The sequence below is a fragment of the Pseudarthrobacter sulfonivorans genome, assembly GCF_001484605.1.
GTDB lineage: Bacteria > Actinomycetota > Actinomycetes > Actinomycetales > Micrococcaceae > Arthrobacter > Arthrobacter sulfonivorans_A.
In genome coordinates this window covers 4,716,359-4,731,379 of sequence record NZ_CP013747.1, presented here as the reverse complement: position 1 = coordinate 4,731,379, position 15,021 = coordinate 4,716,359, and the positions used below count along the sequence as shown (strand labels likewise).

Sequence of the window (15,021 nt, the reverse complement as noted above, 5' to 3'; positions counted from 1 at the left end):
GAGCCCGCGCGGGAGTGTTCCGGCCGCATGTTCGCTTGGGGGAAAGCCGCACGTTAGGCTCACGTGGGTGAAGCCAGAACACCTCCCGCTGCTCAATTCCGTCTCCGCGCCGGCGGTTCACCCGGACGGCAGCCGTGCTGTTGTGTCGGTGACCAGGCCGGATTTCACTGCTGATTCCTACGTGGGCCAGCTGTGGAACATCCCGTTGAACCAGGAGCAGCTGCCGCGGCGAATAACCAGGGGCTTCCGGGACACCGGCCCTGCCTTCTCTCCTGATGGACTGGTCCTCGCCTTCCTCCGGACAGGCGGACCATCATCGAAAGCGCAGCTCGTCGTGGTGGAGGCCGGCGGCGGTGAACCCCAGGTCATTACCGACAGGCTGCTCGGAGTGGAATCCTTCGCCTGGTCTCCTGATTCGCACCGGATAGTCTTCAGCTCCCGCGAGCCCGAGGCCGGACGGTACGGCAGCAGCGAAGCCATCACCGCGGAGGCGGAGGCCCCACGGCTGATCTCCTCCTACCAGTACAGGCTGAACAGCGTTGGCTACACGCGCGACAAGCCGCAGCAGCTGTTCATCGTGGACGTCCCGGAACTCGGCGGCGAACCGCTGGCACCGCCTGCGGCTCCGTCGCTGCCGGAAGCCCGGCAGCTCACGTCGCTCGCCACGGACGCCAGCTCCGGAGTTTTCAGCGCAGACGGATCAGCCGTCTACTTTGTGGCAGCACCGCCGGAGAACGATGACGATTTGGCCACCTTGGTCTACAGGGTGCCGGTCACCGGCGGCGACCCCCTCCCTGTGGATAAGGGAGTAGCCGCACCTCAAACCGTATCGGAGGTCCGGCAGTCCCGGGACGGCAGATGGCTGTTCTACATTGCCCGGGACCTGGGCGGCTCCGGCCGGGACTTCGTGGCACGTAACGCCGTGCTGTACTGCGTTACGGCCGACGGCGGCGTGCCGGTCGCGCTGACCGACCCTGAGCTGATGGACGTTGCCGCCCCGGGTGCCCGGATTGAGCTCCGCGGCCCGGACCACGCCCTGGTCCTGAACAACGCGCAAGGCTCAGTTGAGCTCCTCGAGCTGGGGGCGACGGGCGGGCATGCCCTGCTGGTGCACGGTGACAAGGTGGTGACGGGGGCTGCCTGGGCGGGTGGTTCGCTGCTCGTCGTATTCGGCGATCCGTCTACTCACGGGGACGTCGGAGTGCTCGACGACGGGCAGCTGCGGCTGCTGACAGACTTTTCGGCCGTTCTGCGGACACAGACGGACATTGTGGTTCCACAGGAGCTGACGTTTGAGGCACCCGATGGCTATCCCGTCCATGGCTGGCTCGTCAGGCCTGCGGGTAAGGGTCCGCACCCGGTCCTGTTGAACATCCATGGCGGGCCGTTTGCCCAGTTCACCGTTGCCCTGTTCGACGAAGCCCAGGTGTACGCGGCTGCGGGCTATGCCGTGCTGATGTGCAATCCGCGCGGCTCTGCCGGCTACGGCCGGGAACACGGGCTGGCCATCAAGGGCCGCTTTGGCACCGACGACATGGAGGATGTCCTCGCGTTCCTGGACGGGGCGCTGGCCAAATTTCCGGCGCTGGACGCGGGCCGGCTGGGCATCATGGGCGGCTCGTACGGCGGATACCTGACCGCCTGGACCATCGCGCACCACCACAGGTTCCAGGGTGCCATTGTGGAGCGTGGATTCCTGGACCCGGTCAGTTTCGAGGGCTCGGCCGACATTGGCTGGTACTTCGGCAGCGAATATCTCGGCAGCTCAACGGTGGGGGTCGCCGCGCAAAGCCCGTTCGAGCACGTGGGCATCGTGCAGACCCCGACGCTGGTCATCCACAGCGAAAACGATCTCAGGTGTCCGCTGGAGCAGGGCCAGCGGTATTTCACGGCCCTGAAGCGGCGGGGTGTGGAAGCCCAGCTGCTGGTGTTCCCGGGCGAGGACCATGAACTTTCCCGGTCAGGCAGGCCGCAGCACCGGCGTCAGAGATTCGAGCACATCCTGCGCTGGTGGGCTCGGTTCCTCCCGACCGACGCAAATCCGGCAGACGCACCGCCGGAGTGACGAGGAGGCGTGCTGGAGTGCAGGCGCGTCAGGGGTTCTCGGGCAGGAAGCCCAGGGCTGCACGCGCCTTTCCGATCCCCGGCTCGGCCCAGTTGGCGGCGTACTCGGCGTTGGAGCTCAAGGACCTCAACTCGGCGCGGTCAACGTAGAGGGTGCCATGGAGGTGATCGGTTTCGTGCTGCACAATTCTCGCCTGCCAGCCCTCGAATTCCCGTTCCGACGCCCGGCCTCCGGGGGTGTCGAACCGGAGCAGCACCCGTTCTGGCCGTACTACCACTGCCTGCAGGCCGGTCAGGGAGAGGCACCCCTCGAAGAACGCGGCGCTTTCCGTTCCGACGGCCGTGTAGTGCGGGTTGATGATGGTGAGGAACTCCAGCGGGCTACGGTGCCGCAGTGCAGCGGCCTCGGGGTCGACGTCGTACTGGTCCTCAAGGACTGCCAGCTGCAGCGGGATTCCGAGTTGCGGGGCGGCCAGCCCCACACCAGGGGCTTCGTGCATCACGTCGCGCATGAGGGCAATCAACTGGTCCAGCTCGGCGGCGCTGATCTGGCCGTCGAAGGACGCGGCCCGCTGGCGGAGTACGGGATTCCCGGCCTGGACGATGGGCGGCAGCGATCCCGCAGACAGGATTTCCTGCACCCGTTCCCTCAGGTGCGCAGGAGTGAATGAAGTGGGCGGTGATACAGCGGTCATGCGGAAAGCCTAGCGGCGGACGCCGCAGGGCGTCGGCCGCGTCGGCTAATGTCGATGCCATGGCTGAACTGATTGCGTCCGAACCCAACGCACTGGAACTTGTCCTGGACTTTATCCGGACCCTGGAAGCCGGCGGTGACGGCGGGGCCATCGGCCGTTTCCTCGCTGCGGACTTCGTGTTGGTCGAGGCGCCGCATCTACTCGCGGCTGAAGGCTCCATGCGGACGCGGGACCAGGCGATGGCTGGCCTCGATCAAAGCGGCGAAGTAGTGGCGGACCAGAAGTTCGAGATCCGCCGCACTACCTGCGAAGGCGGTCGGGTTGTGGTGGAGGCCGACTGGTCGGCGCGGACGCTGATGGACCTGCGGTACTGGGATGCCGGGGAGACCATCCGCGCCCGGACGTCGTCGGTCTTTGAAGTCCGGGACGGCCTGATCATCAGCCAGGACAGTTACGACTGCTACTTCGTGAATTCCTGACCCGGAGCCCTTCGGCGCGGGGGTTACTGCATGGTAAACCGGCGGGCCACCAGCCTGTTGGCCGCCGGAAAGCCGGACACGGCGCTGACTGCCCGGTTCCTCAAGGCCACGAGCGGCCGCCCCAGCGGGCGCCCCAGCGTCATATTCACTTCGGACTGCCATCGTGCCACCGACGCGGCCTTACGACGCCGGGCGGAATAGGCGTGCAGGCGCTGGCCAACCGGTTTCCCCGCCAGGGCATCACAGATGATCGGCGCGAGTTCCGCCGCGTCCAGCCAGCCAAGGTTCATGCCTTGGCCGCCGATGGGGCTTATTTCATGGGCAGCATCACCGATCAGGACGGCCCGCCCCGAGACTGATCGGCACGCCACCGTGGAGCGCGGGCTGAAGCTACTGAGCATGGTGTTGGTGGCCGGGTCCGGCCGGATCCCCGTGCGGTGGTGGACCAACCGTGCCAGTTCGACGGCGTCCGGGACCGGTTCGGGCCGGGGAACCCTCACTACCCAGCGGCGGAGACCGCCCGGCAGCGGAAAGGATTCCACTATCCCTTCGGCTTCGAGGTACAGGACGGCTTCGTTCAGGTTTTTGCCGGTACCTTCGAAATCACCCATCACATAATGGTCGGGATAGGTTCGGGACGTGGCCGGGATGCCCAGCAGGCTGCGCATCAGGGACCGAGAGCCGTCGGCGGCGACCAAAAACCGTGAGGTGATCCGGGTGCCGGCACCCCCTGTCTTGGTGGCGGCAGCACGGACGGTGACCAGTCCGCCGTCGTCCGCTATTTCCGTCACCCTGGCGCCCCTGACGAGCGCCGCACCGTCGAGTTCGTCTACACGCCGCTCCAGCAGGGATTCCGTTGTGACCTGGGCGAGCGACAGGACAAACGGGAAGCGCTCCGAGACCGACGCGAAAGACATTGACCCTACGGTCTTCGCGCCGCTGACTGCAATGCCGCCGCGGATCTGCACGCCGGCATCAACCATGGCGCTGGCCACCGATGCCCTGTTCAGCGCCGCGAGGGCGGGGGGATGGATGCCGATGGCTCGCGAGTGGTGTTCCCGGTGGAGCCGCTGTTCAAGGACCTGGACCGCGACGCCTTCCTGAAGCAGCAGGGCGGCGAGATACAGACCCACGGGTCCGCCGCCGACGATCACCACGTCAGCCATCGGGATGGTCCGGACCGTGCATGAGGACCTGATGGAAAGGGGAGTGGCGCGCCACCTGCCAGCCGGGGGGAGCGGCGGCGGTGAGTTCCGCCGGGGTGTAGCTGCGCCTGATCGAGGTCAGGCCGTCCGCACGGATGAACGAGCCGCGGAAGGGGAGGGCCGCCAGGGAGAAAAGTGCGTAGGCTGCGATGTTCCGGCGGAGGTCGTTGTGCAGGGAAATCCGGCGCGCCAGGGCTTGCGAATCTGCCAGGAGCTGAGCCAGGTCCGCTGGTTGGAGGTGGTGGATGACGTGGTTCGAGATGACGACGTCGAACCGGCGACCTTCGCGGACCATGTCGGCACTGTCCGCCTGGCGGAACCGGACTGAGGCGTGGTGGGGGCGGCGTAACGAGTAGCTGTATGCCCTGGCGTCCGGGTCAATGCCGGTGACCTCGAGCAGCAGTTTGTCCCGGGCGGACCAGAGGGCGAGCTGGCGTGCCAGGTCCCCGCCGCCGCATCCTATGTCGAGGAGCGTGGTTTCAGAGTCGTGGGAGAGCAGAGGGCGAAGCTCGCGGCAGTACAGCTGCCGCCAGCCGGAGAAGAGCCGGTTCACCAGTCCGAATTGCCGGTACGTGAGCTCCAGTTTGGTGGGATCACAGTCCGGCAGGTCCATCATTTCCACTGCGTCCGCAGCCCTTTGCCGCATCAGGGACACAGGTCAGACCAGCGACGAGGCCGCCTCTGGCTGCACCGCCCGTTTCCCGGTGGCTGCCTGGCGGAGTTTCGTGAAGAGCCCGGTCTCCACCGTGAGTCCGGGGCCGAACGCCATGGAGCAGATGCGTTCCTCACCCTCCACCGGCGGCTGCTCCAGGATGTGCCTGAGGACAAACAGCACGGTGGCACTGCTCATGTTGCCGTAGTCCCGCAACGTATCCCGTGCCGGAACGAGTTGCTCGTCGGTGAGTTCAAGGCGCGTCTGGACCTTGTCAAGGATGCTCCGGCCGCCGGGATGGATGGCCCAATGGCGGATGTCCCGGTAGGGGAGTCCGCGCAGCGAGGGATCCCGGGCCAGCAGCGGCGCGAGGGCGCCGATGATGTGATCGTCGATGATGTGGGGGACGTAGTTGCCCAGCACCATTTCGAAGCCATGGTCGCCGATGTTCCAGGCCATGGATTCCTCGCCCACCGGCGTAAGGACGGTTTCGAAGTGGTCCAGTTGCATCAGCGCAGGCGCGTCCGGATCGTTCCGGGCCGTAATGATGGCTGCCGCCGCGCCGTCGGCGAACAGCGCCGAACCCATGATGGTGTCGGGATCGTTCGAAGTCCGCACGTGCAGGGAGCACAGCTCGGCACAGACCACCAGGACAACGGCCTGCGGATCTGCTTCGCAGAACGACTTGGCGGCCCGCAGCGCCGGAAAGGCGGCATAGCAGCCCATGAATCCGAGGTGATAACGCTGGACGGCAGGGTCCAACCCCAACGCACGGACGATCTTATAGTCAGGACCGGGGTTGAAGAATCCTGTGCAGGAGACGGTAATGACGTGGGTTATGTCAAGCAAGGACAGATCCGGGCAGGCGTTCACGGCAGCCCGGGCGGACTCGATGAAAAGTTTGGTGACCTCCCGTGCGAAGAACTCGTTGCGCACCTTGGTGGTGGGGTTCAGGAGCAGGCCCGTAGATGGATCAAAGAACTGCGGATCGTCCGAACGGAACGCCATGGTCATTTCTTGGACGGCGGTATGGCGCGTATCGATGGCGGCTGAATCGAAGCAAGTACTCACCAGTCGCGAGCCCAGCCTGGTCAGGCCAGGCTGAGCTGCAAAAACGTCCCGGGCTTCGGTCTGAACCAGCACGGTGGGCGGAACAGCAGTTTCGAGTGAACGCACGTAGACCGTCATTGGTTCATTCTTGGCGAGCACACCGGATTAGACAATGGCCGGGCTGGCCGGGGAGCCGTTTCCTGTGCCGCCGGCCGGTGTTCCGGACACAAAAGCGGGGGCCGGCGAATTTGTGATTCTCTGCGCTATTTGGCGTGTTTTTCGCGGCGATATTTGGCGCGGTCAGTCGCTGTAGAGAACATCGGGCAGACCCATGACGGGCCAAGCCGGGTGATTTTTGCGCTGCACGGCCTGATGAAGGGCCAAGGCTGTCTGCAGCGCGGTCGGCGCCCCGGTGAAGACGGTGTAGCCGGCTATGGCGCGGGAGTAGTCATCGAGTACGACGGTCAGCCATGGGCGGGCGGAGGCGCCGGCGGTGTCGACGATCTCGATGTCCAGCTCGGTGTGGTCGCATTGCCACTGCTCGTTCGCGCGCCTGGCGGTGCGCCGATAGACCAGCTCGAATCTGTCCCGGTACGCGGCGTCGCCTTCGAGCGCCAGGGTTCGCAGCCCAGGATCGATGGCGGCAACGACCGCCCGGACCGTCGAGTAGCCGGGGGCAGGCATGCCGCGGTCGAGCGCGACGGCACTAATCCGTCGATGGATGAACGCGATGGTTGGTGCCGGGCGGCGAAGCGCGAGGCCTTCGATCGCGCCAACGATCTCAGGCGGGACCGAATGGCTGCCTCGGTCCGAGCGTGGCCGGCGGCCCAGTGCCCTAACCGAGCCGTCGGCGCGGAGCACAGCCGTCCACCGCTGTAGCGTGCGGAGGGGGACGCCGGCCTGACTGGAGATCCTGGCAAGGGGAACTCCGTCGTCGAGGTGCTGCCGGAGCAGCGACGCGCGGTCTTCGGCCGACAGCCCATGCTTCATAACCGGGAAGCCGCCTGTTGATGGCGGTAAAGCGTTGCGCGGCTCCAGCCCACCAAACGAGCCGCGTCCTCAGCGGTGCGTCCCTTCGCGCGAGCGTCCTGGGCGATCTTGAGCTTGTCGGCGACGACCAGCGGATCGGACATGGGCCGGCCAAAGCGGGTGCCGCCCTGGCGCGCCGCGGCGATGCCAGCGTTCACGCGTTCGACGATCAGCTCCCGTTCGTACTCAGCCAGCGTCGCGAGCATATTCAGCATCAGGCGGCCCGACGTTGTTGTGGGATCAATTCCGTCCGAGACAGACCTCAGGTACACGCCGCGATCCCGCAGCAGGTTCACCGTGTTCAAAACATCAATCAAGGATCGCCCGAGCCTATCCACCCGCCAAACCACGACGGTATCGCCCGGCTCCACATATGCAAGGAGCTTCTTCATCCCGGGCCGCTCAATAGCGGCCTTACTTCCGGAGGTGACGTCGGCGAACACGTCACGCTTCTGCACCCCGGCATCGACCAGTGCATCGAGTTGCAACTTCGCATCCTGGCCCGAGGTACTGACGCGCGTATACCCGAGATGTCTCACCCCGGCCATTGTGCCTCAGAAACCCCCGAGCGGCACCCTCCTGAGACGATTCACGGTGAGACACCTTTACAAGACGCTGGACGGCCCGGCATGGCGCAGATTCCTGTGACCCTCTCGAAGTGAGACGCCGGTGTCTCGAAAAGCTTTAGGTTACGAGACGGAGGCTACCGCCAAGATCTCTCGGGCGAGTTAGACGCGGGCGGTGAAAAGCTGCCCCAAATTTGGCGCCGTACAACTCTTCATTGTCACGGGTTCTGTGCCGGAGGAGACTTGAGGCGACGGCATCCCACCTCGGGGCCACCCGGCTGCGGGGCCTCACAGTACCCTGTAGCGGCTTGGTGGATCGATGAGCTCCATGACACCCCTCGAAGGTGAGCAGAAGGTGTGGAAGTGAGCAGCGGGGTGTGTCGTAAATCAGGGCGTCAGCGGGTAGCGGCGCTCATTGTCAGCCTGGGATTGGCGTTTTGGGTCGGCGGCTGCACCTATGAGGAGCCGGATGGGGAGCATCCGCTTCCCGGTTCGGCCTTTCCGGTGCCTTCGACTTCGGAATCTGAATTATCTGTTGCCCCACGCGAAGGCTGGGGCCCTGATGCCCTGTTCTACACCGATGCGGGAAACCTATATGTCGGGGAAAACAGATGGCCACCGGCTCGCGTGGCGTCATTCACAACGACTTCCACTGGTGTGGTCTATGTGGATGCCGAGACATCGAGGCTTGTTTGGGCAGACTGGGAAAACAGCATCAGGAGGCTCGGCTGGCTGGAACCCAAAGAAACCCGCGCGGGCCGTCAATGGGGTGAGTTTCGGGACATTCGGGACATAGTCGGTAACCCCAGCCATGACCTGGTCTCTTGGGTCCAAAGGGGCGAATACAGCGGGGACATCGTCGTCGTGCGTCCAAGCACCGGGAAGGTGCTCGCCCAGGCAGCGATCCCGTCTCTAGCCGCCGAAAAAAGTGTGGTTTACGGATCAATCGATGATGCCGCTGTCTACTACGCAACCTCGCCCGGTGGAGGGGCCACGGGGGATGTGTGGGTTTGGCGGTGGGCCGCCGGCGAAGCTCCTCAACTGAGCGACCGGCCCGTTGCCGATGTCAGTGGAGACATTTGGGCGGTGGAGAGGGAGGATCGCATCGATTTCGAGAACGCTGACGGAACCGTCTTGTCATCGGTCCACTCTTCCTATGGAGACCGAACGGCTTTCGGCAGTGGCCTCAGCCCTGGTGGCCACTTTTGGTACGCCCCGGCCTATGACCTGATTGTCGAGACTGCGACCGGGGCAGCAGTCAAGATCGGGCGCGGTTTCCAGCAGCGCTACGGCTGGGCCGGGCCTGAAGAGTTGGCCCTGATCGGTCCAGGTATCTCGGTTTGCTCGGCGGTATCGGGAAAATGCGAGGGACCATTCAAGTCCATGAACACGACGGGCTACACCTACCACTTCGGACTTCCACTCAACTAAGAGACCGGGCTAACCATCCCTCCCAAAAGCGTTGACGTCAGGCAGCCATGCATGCCCAAGGGCCTGGGCAGAGTGCCCGGGCCCTTGCGCAGCATCCCGCTTGGATGCCAAGGAGATGCAGGTCAAAACACCACTGGAGGCAGCACGAATCGCCAGATATTGAGGGCCATACGAGGCGCAGGGTGTTTCGCGGTTGCGTCTCGAATCCCTGGCATTACAAGACAGTCGACGGAGCAGACCGCCCGACCTTCTGACAGTGCGGGGATGCCGTTCTGCAGCAGCTGAACGGCACCAAACGTGCCTTTTAGCGCTGCGAAAATAACGCCATTTACCGCTGCGATTCACAGGCGAATTGTCCGCCAGCTTGTCGGGCTGGGTGCTAGAGCTGGCTTCAACGCCGGCGTTGGCCAGCCCCGATTACTGAGCGGATGAGTTCGGGACGCCGGTTATGGCGCCATCGGACCTGACGTGCGGCAACATCCAACGGAAGCCCCGGAGTCACCCGCTAAACGTCGGCTTAATGCAGGCCACTCTCCGCTCTCCGATAACGCCGATAATCTACATTATGTAAAGTTGTACTCTGCGTATCTCATCGGATGAATCATTCAGGCCCTCTCCCGCGGAATTCCGCGCCGCGCGTTGGACCCGCCTTGCGCCGCGGCGTTCAGGGGTTGTATCCGACTCCAATCGATGTTCCCAGTCATGACTGGGCGGGCCGGGTCAGTGCGCCGAATGACAGAAAAAACGCCTCTGACCTGCGGATTTGCTGAGATGATGCATTTAATGAAACATTGATTCAGATTTTGGAGCAGGTTTAGGAGGCGGAATGGCAGTCGATGGATCCGGACGGGTGCACCTTCTGGGCTCCGTCCAGCTGCTTCATCCTGAACAGCAGTCCTTCGATCAGATGCTCGATGGCTGGCGGAACCAGCAGCTGTCTCGGAACCTGAAGTTCGACACCATTGACCAGCGCATCCGGTATGTTCGCAGGTTCGTGGATCATGTGAATGAATTTCCGTGGCATTGGACGCCGGCCCATGTCGAGGAGTATTTCGGGGACCTGCGCTCGATCCGGCACTTGAGCCACTCGACGCTTCGGGCCCACCAGTCCGCGCTGCGTCACTTCACGTCGTACATCGCCAATCCCGATTATGGCTGGGACCGGGTCTGCGAAGAGCGCTTTGGTACCCATCCGGCCCAGGTCTTCTATGAGTGGAACACGGCCACCCATGTGCAGGAATTCGAAGGCCGACCCTCCAAGCGTGCCTACACGAAAGAGGAACTCCAGAGGCTTTTTGACCACGCCGATGACGAGGTTCAAGTCATTGAGGCCTCGGGCAAGAAGGGTTGGCAGGCGGCCTACCGCGACGCTGTGATGCTCAAAATGGCTTACTCCTACGGCCTTCGGTTCAATGAGCTGCGGCACCTGCAGACCGTCGATTTCGCAACCAACCCGCACGCGCGCAAGTTCGGGAAATTCGGTGTTTGCAAGGTCCGGTTCGGCAAGTCCCGCAAGGCATCACCGCCCAAGCCCCGCAGCGTCCTGACGGTCTTCGACTGGACCGCCGGCGTCCTTGAGGATTGGCTAGCCAACGGCCGAGGGACCCTTCACACCCTCGATCTCTTCCCCAGCGAACGCGGCGGCCTGATCGTCGAGTCCACCCTGCTGCGGCGGCTCCGGCGGTATCTGGACGAGCTGGGGATGCCTGCGGACGGGTTGGATCTGCATTCCCTGCGGCGCTCTTATGCCACGCACCTGTTGGAGGCCGGATGGGATCCTAGATTCGTGCAATATCAAATGGGCCACGAGTACGCCTCGACCACAGGCATCTACCAATTTGTCAGCGACGACTTCCGCAGCACCACGCTGCGGGCGTCCCTGGACCGCACGATGGACCAGGCACTCGGCAACAAATCGGGAGGTCAGCGATGAAGCGCGAGGTCGAATACACGTGGCGGCTGTCCGAGCTGATGGCAGCACGCGGTCTTCACAACACCACCGATCTCATCCCCCTGCTCGCCGAGCGCGGAATCATCCTGTCCCGGCCCCAGGTCTACCGCATCGTCAACCAGAAGCCCGAGCGGGTCGCTCTGCAGGTCATCGCTGCGATATGCGACATCTTCTCCTGCGGCCCCGAGGACCTCATCACCGTCACCGCCGCCGACGTCCGGGCACGCAAGACCGGAACCGGCAACTCCCCCAACGTCGTCGACCTGAACCGCACCGTCCGCCCGCGCCGGGCCCGCATCATCGACGATGACCACTGAACTCCCGGAAGGACTCATCCCGCGCAAAACCGTCCGCGGACGGCCTCGCACAAGCGGAACCGTCCAGTGCGCCCGCTGCGGCCGCAACGCCGGCAAGACCCGGGCGAGCTGGCCGGAAGGCAAGATCTGCGGTCCCTGCTTCACCGTGGCGACCCGCACCCACGGCACCTGCCCCGACTGCGGCCACCACAGGCTACTCCCCGGCCCACCCGCACAGGATGGAGGACCACGGTGCGCCCCCTGCGCCGGTATCCTCCACAACTTCCACTGCGCCCGCTGCAACCACGAAGGTGAGTTCTACCGCCGCGGCATCTGCGCCCGCTGCGCACTCAGGGACGACCTCACCGCCTTGCTGCTCACGAATCCGGCGGATCGGACACCCGCAAACCGCCTGGTCGATGTCCTCTGCCAAGCTGATCGACCGGAAAGCATCATCACCTGGAAACGCTCCGCCAAGGTCCAGGCGCTCCTGACGGCCGTCTCGAGCGGACAGACTCCCCTGAGCCACGAAGGCCTCGACAGTCACCGCGATACGGCGGGACGGGCAGCCGACCATCTCCGGGCCCTACTCGTGCATCACGGGCTCCTCCCCCACCAGGACCCCTATCTGAGCCGCTTCGAAGCCTGGATCGACGTCAAGCTGCGCCCCATGCCGGCCGAAGTTGCCAAACCCGTCGAGCATTTCGCCAAATGGCACCACCTCCGACGCATCCGTGCCATGGCAACCCCGGGCAAAACGGCCCAGGGGCCGGTGCACTCCGCCAAACAGGAAATCACCGAAACCATCAAGTTCCTCGACTGGCTCTGGCAGACCCATCACCGCACAGCCGCCACCTGCACCCAGCAGGACGTGGACACCTGGCTCACGACCGGGCCGACCACGAGGAAAGCCATCCGGACTTTCTTCATCTTCGCGAAAAAGACCGGCACGAACTTGCGAGTCGAAATCGGGCACTACGCCGCTAAAGGCCGGCCTGCCATCCCGCAGGAACAACGCCTTGCCTGGCTAAAGGAACTGCTCACCGGCACCAGCGAGTCCCTGCCCTACAGAGTCGCCGGGACATTGCTCCTCCTCTATGCCCAACCCCTGGTCCGGGTGGCCGCGCTCCGCACCGACGCGGTCAACATCAATGACACCACCGGCACGATCACGATCTCCCTAGGCACGCATCCAGTGCCTGTCCCGCAGCCTTTCGCGGAACTCCTCAGCCATCACCTCCGGAACCGCCCCAACCTCCGAACAGCATCAGGTACAGAAAGCCACTGGCTCTTCCCCGGAAGCCGGGCAGGCCAGCACCTCCACCCGAACACGATCATGCTCAGGCTCCGTGGCCTCGGAATTGAACTGCTCGGATCACGCAACACGGCACTGGACGAGCACCTCTCCGTCACACCGCCACCCTTGGTCGCCGACGCACTCGGCTACAGCTACCAGGTCACCTTCCTCCACGCCGACGCAGCAGGTGACGCATGGTCCCGCTACGTCGGGCAAACGAGGCCCAAATAGAGAAGCTCCAAACTAGATGGCGTTTCTGTGCGAGGCTGGAATATGCGGCCAATCACAAACTCCGAGCAGCAAATCCTCGACCGGCTTCTGGCACTGGATTTCGAAGGCGCCCGGGAACTCCGCAAGCAAGCGATGCATATTCAGGGAGTCGAACCGAATTGCACATGCGGTTGCCCCTCTTTCACACCATTTGTGGATCGTTCACAGGCGCCGCCGGCATCCGGGTCCCGCCTCCTGCCAGTCGAACTTCAGGAGTTTGGGCGGCCCTCCGGTATCGAGCGCACAGTGATTTGTTTCCTTGATGACAATGGATACATCGGGAACCTCGAATGCGTGTACTACGACGATGCGATCGCCGAGTGGCCGCCGATGGACAGCTCCGTGGTGCTACTTTCCGACTCCGATCACAACCTGACCTCTGCGCTCCTGCCCACTGGCGCCCAAGTGAGGCCAGGCGATGCCAACGACTACTGGGTCTCCTTTAACCACGTGGATTCGGGATACAGCGCCGTGACGCAGAGTGGATGGGCTGAGACCTTCAACTCCAGCGGCAGGCTGATCTCCCGAGCCCGTTCCACATAATGCGCCGACGTCGATGACGCATGCCGTTGCTGAGAATTCGACCAGCGAATGCGCACAAACCTGATACGCAGGGGTGCCAGTAGACTCAATCGCCATGGAGCACCACGGCCTTGCTGTTCGGCTTTCAGAACTGCCATGCCACCCAGCCTCGGCCTTCTATCCATGAATAATTGTCACGTGGACAACAATTTATCGCGCATCCAAAATGCCGTGGCGCATGCGCCCTCCATCAGCGGCATCAAGATAGTCGGAATCGACGGGCCCTCGGGGTCTGGCAAGAGCACCCTCGCGGGCAAATTGGCTTTCTTGCTGAAAGCACCGGTCATTCAAATCGATGACTTCGTTTCCTGGAACGACTTTTCCGGGTGGTGGCCCAGACTCGAGGCCCAGGTTCTGGACCCGCTACTGCGCAGGCGGCCTGCCGTCTACCAGCAACGGGACTGGGAGAGCGACGAATTCGGCGATTCTCTTGGGATGTGGGCCACGGTGGACTGGAGTCCGGTGGTAATCATCGAAGGAGTCACGTGTACTCGCCAATCGAGCGTAGGAAAAATCGCGGTCACCATTTGGGTGGAGGCGCCGAAAGAGGAGCGTCTCCGACGCGGCATAGAACGAGACGGAGAAGACCACCGAGGACTGTGGGATAAATGGATGGAGACAGAGCGCAAGTTCTTTGACTGGGACGAGACTCGCAGTCGAGCTGACATCATTGTGCCTGGAACTTAGCCAGACAATTCCCATCGCCGAGCAGGGACAGAACACGAGCGATCTCAGTCTTCGGAGCCGACACCAGTCCATCCCAAAAGGGAGATTACCTCTGAAGCGACATCTTTCACGCCGCGGTCGTCCGTAGATATCCGGTGCACCCATGCCGGCGTCGAGAAGTCGAGTTCGCGGGCTGCGGCAATACTTCGCTCGAGATGGTCTTGGAAGTCGCTTCCCTGGATGCGTCCTCGCAACCGGGCTGCGGCTGCCTCGTCGCTGGAAGTCAGAAGCACCGCTGTCACCTTGGGATCGTCACCCATGGCGGCGGCCAACTCCTCCGTGAATCGGACACTCACAGTATTGGTGTAGATCATCCGCAGGTAACCAAGATCCCGATAATTTCCCCAAACAGCAGCCAGATTCCGTTCGGCCAGTTGATATTCCCACGGAGGCGGGAACGCCAGGTCCAGGTTGTCGCCTTCAATCACGCAATGTTTGATTTCAGCTTGAGCGAGCTCGGCATGGAGCTCAAAGGCCAGCGAACTCTTACCCACGCCGGCGCGGCCACCAATGAAAAGAACCTCACTGCGCATGTTCACCATCCGAGTATCGTCCAAAATGGGACGCCCCTGAAATCAGTAAGGAATTACCCCCGGGCCGCTGCAGCGGCGAACTCCCTACCAACGGCTTTCAGGTTCCTCGGACGGATTCCGCAAATCGAAGCTTCGTGTCACAGCCGACTCATAATCCGATACGGATGACCTTCCGCTGTCGGTTGATCTAGGCTT

General features: G+C 63.5%; 15 protein-coding genes. 8 read left to right on the top strand and 7 right to left on the bottom strand.

Annotation, left to right across the window (positions count from 1 at the left end):
• Window positions 1-67: 67 nt before the first annotated feature.
• Window positions 68-2,065 carry a S9 family peptidase gene (locus tag AU252_RS21525; RefSeq protein ID WP_058932458.1) on the top strand — a complete coding sequence of 666 codons (1,998 nt, stop codon included), beginning with the start codon at window positions 68-70 and terminating at the stop codon, window positions 2,063-2,065.
• A 28-nt stretch (window positions 2,066-2,093) separates the two neighbouring features.
• Here AU252_RS21525 and AU252_RS21520 read toward each other — a convergent pair whose 3' ends face one another.
• On the bottom strand, window positions 2,094-2,759 hold the full coding sequence (locus tag AU252_RS21520) for a peptide deformylase (RefSeq protein ID WP_058932457.1): 666 nt from the start codon (window positions 2,757-2,759) through the stop codon (window positions 2,094-2,096).
• A gap of 59 nt (window positions 2,760-2,818) precedes the next feature.
• Here AU252_RS21520 and AU252_RS21515 point away from each other — a divergent pair, with 59 nt between their 5' ends.
• Window positions 2,819-3,238, top strand: a complete 420-nt coding sequence (locus AU252_RS21515) for a nuclear transport factor 2 family protein (RefSeq protein ID WP_205630602.1) — start codon at window positions 2,819-2,821, stop codon at window positions 3,236-3,238.
• A 23-nt stretch (window positions 3,239-3,261) separates the two neighbouring features.
• Here AU252_RS21515 and AU252_RS21510 read toward each other — a convergent pair whose 3' ends face one another.
• The 5 genes from AU252_RS21510 to AU252_RS21490 all read right to left on the bottom strand — a co-directional run bounded on the left by AU252_RS21510 (window position 3,262) and on the right by AU252_RS21490 (window position 7,722).
• Window positions 3,262-4,404, bottom strand: a complete 1,143-nt coding sequence (locus AU252_RS21510; protein WP_058932456.1) for an FAD-dependent oxidoreductase — start codon at window positions 4,402-4,404, stop codon at window positions 3,262-3,264.
• A complete protein-coding gene (locus AU252_RS21505) occupies window positions 4,397-5,056 on the bottom strand; it encodes a class I SAM-dependent methyltransferase (RefSeq protein WP_240484425.1) in 660 nt (219 codons plus the stop codon). The genes AU252_RS21510 and AU252_RS21505 overlap by 8 nt, the downstream gene beginning before the upstream one ends.
• A 45-nt stretch (window positions 5,057-5,101) precedes the next feature.
• The gene (locus AU252_RS21500) at window positions 5,102-6,283 is read right to left on the bottom strand and encodes a type III polyketide synthase (RefSeq protein WP_058932454.1); all 1,182 of its coding nucleotides are present in this window, start codon (window positions 6,281-6,283) and stop codon (window positions 5,102-5,104) included.
• Between the two features lie 162 nt (window positions 6,284-6,445).
• On the bottom strand, window positions 6,446-7,135 hold the full coding sequence (locus tag AU252_RS21495) for a leucine zipper domain-containing protein (protein WP_157769047.1): 690 nt from the start codon (window positions 7,133-7,135) through the stop codon (window positions 6,446-6,448).
• Window positions 7,132-7,722, bottom strand: a complete 591-nt coding sequence (locus AU252_RS21490; protein ID WP_058932453.1) for a recombinase family protein — start codon at window positions 7,720-7,722, stop codon at window positions 7,132-7,134. Before AU252_RS21490 ends, AU252_RS21495 begins: the two co-directional genes overlap by 4 nt.
• Window positions 7,723-8,103: 381 nt before the next feature.
• Between AU252_RS21490 and AU252_RS21485 the strand changes: the two genes are divergently transcribed.
• From AU252_RS21485 to AU252_RS21460, 6 genes are all read left to right on the top strand, one after another.
• Window positions 8,104-9,171, top strand: a complete 1,068-nt coding sequence (locus AU252_RS21485; RefSeq protein WP_157769046.1) for a hypothetical protein — start codon at window positions 8,104-8,106, stop codon at window positions 9,169-9,171.
• Window positions 9,172-9,997: 826 nt separating this feature from the next.
• Window positions 9,998-11,104 carry a tyrosine-type recombinase/integrase gene (locus AU252_RS21480; RefSeq protein ID WP_058932451.1) on the top strand — a complete coding sequence of 369 codons (1,107 nt, stop codon included), beginning with the start codon at window positions 9,998-10,000 and terminating at the stop codon, window positions 11,102-11,104.
• On the top strand, window positions 11,101-11,439 hold the full coding sequence (locus AU252_RS21475) for a helix-turn-helix domain-containing protein (protein ID WP_058930822.1): 339 nt from the start codon (window positions 11,101-11,103) through the stop codon (window positions 11,437-11,439). Before AU252_RS21480 ends, AU252_RS21475 begins: the two co-directional genes overlap by 4 nt.
• A complete protein-coding gene (locus AU252_RS21470) occupies window positions 11,429-12,946 on the top strand; it encodes a recombinase XerD (protein ID WP_205630601.1) in 1,518 nt (505 codons plus the stop codon). The genes AU252_RS21475 and AU252_RS21470 overlap by 11 nt, the downstream gene beginning before the upstream one ends.
• Before the next feature lie 333 nt (window positions 12,947-13,279).
• Complete coding sequence (locus tag AU252_RS21465; RefSeq protein WP_157769045.1) at window positions 13,280-13,528, top strand: hypothetical protein; 249 nt, start codon at window positions 13,280-13,282, stop codon at window positions 13,526-13,528.
• A 177-nt stretch (window positions 13,529-13,705) separates the two neighbouring features.
• Window positions 13,706-14,254, top strand: a complete 549-nt coding sequence (locus AU252_RS21460; RefSeq protein WP_205630600.1) for a uridine kinase family protein — start codon at window positions 13,706-13,708, stop codon at window positions 14,252-14,254.
• 44 nt (window positions 14,255-14,298) lie between these two features.
• Here AU252_RS21460 and AU252_RS21455 read toward each other — a convergent pair whose 3' ends face one another.
• Window positions 14,299-14,835, bottom strand: coding sequence for an adenylyl-sulfate kinase (locus AU252_RS21455; protein ID WP_058932449.1), 537 nt, complete (start codon window positions 14,833-14,835; stop codon window positions 14,299-14,301).
• Window positions 14,836-15,021 lie beyond the last annotated feature (186 nt).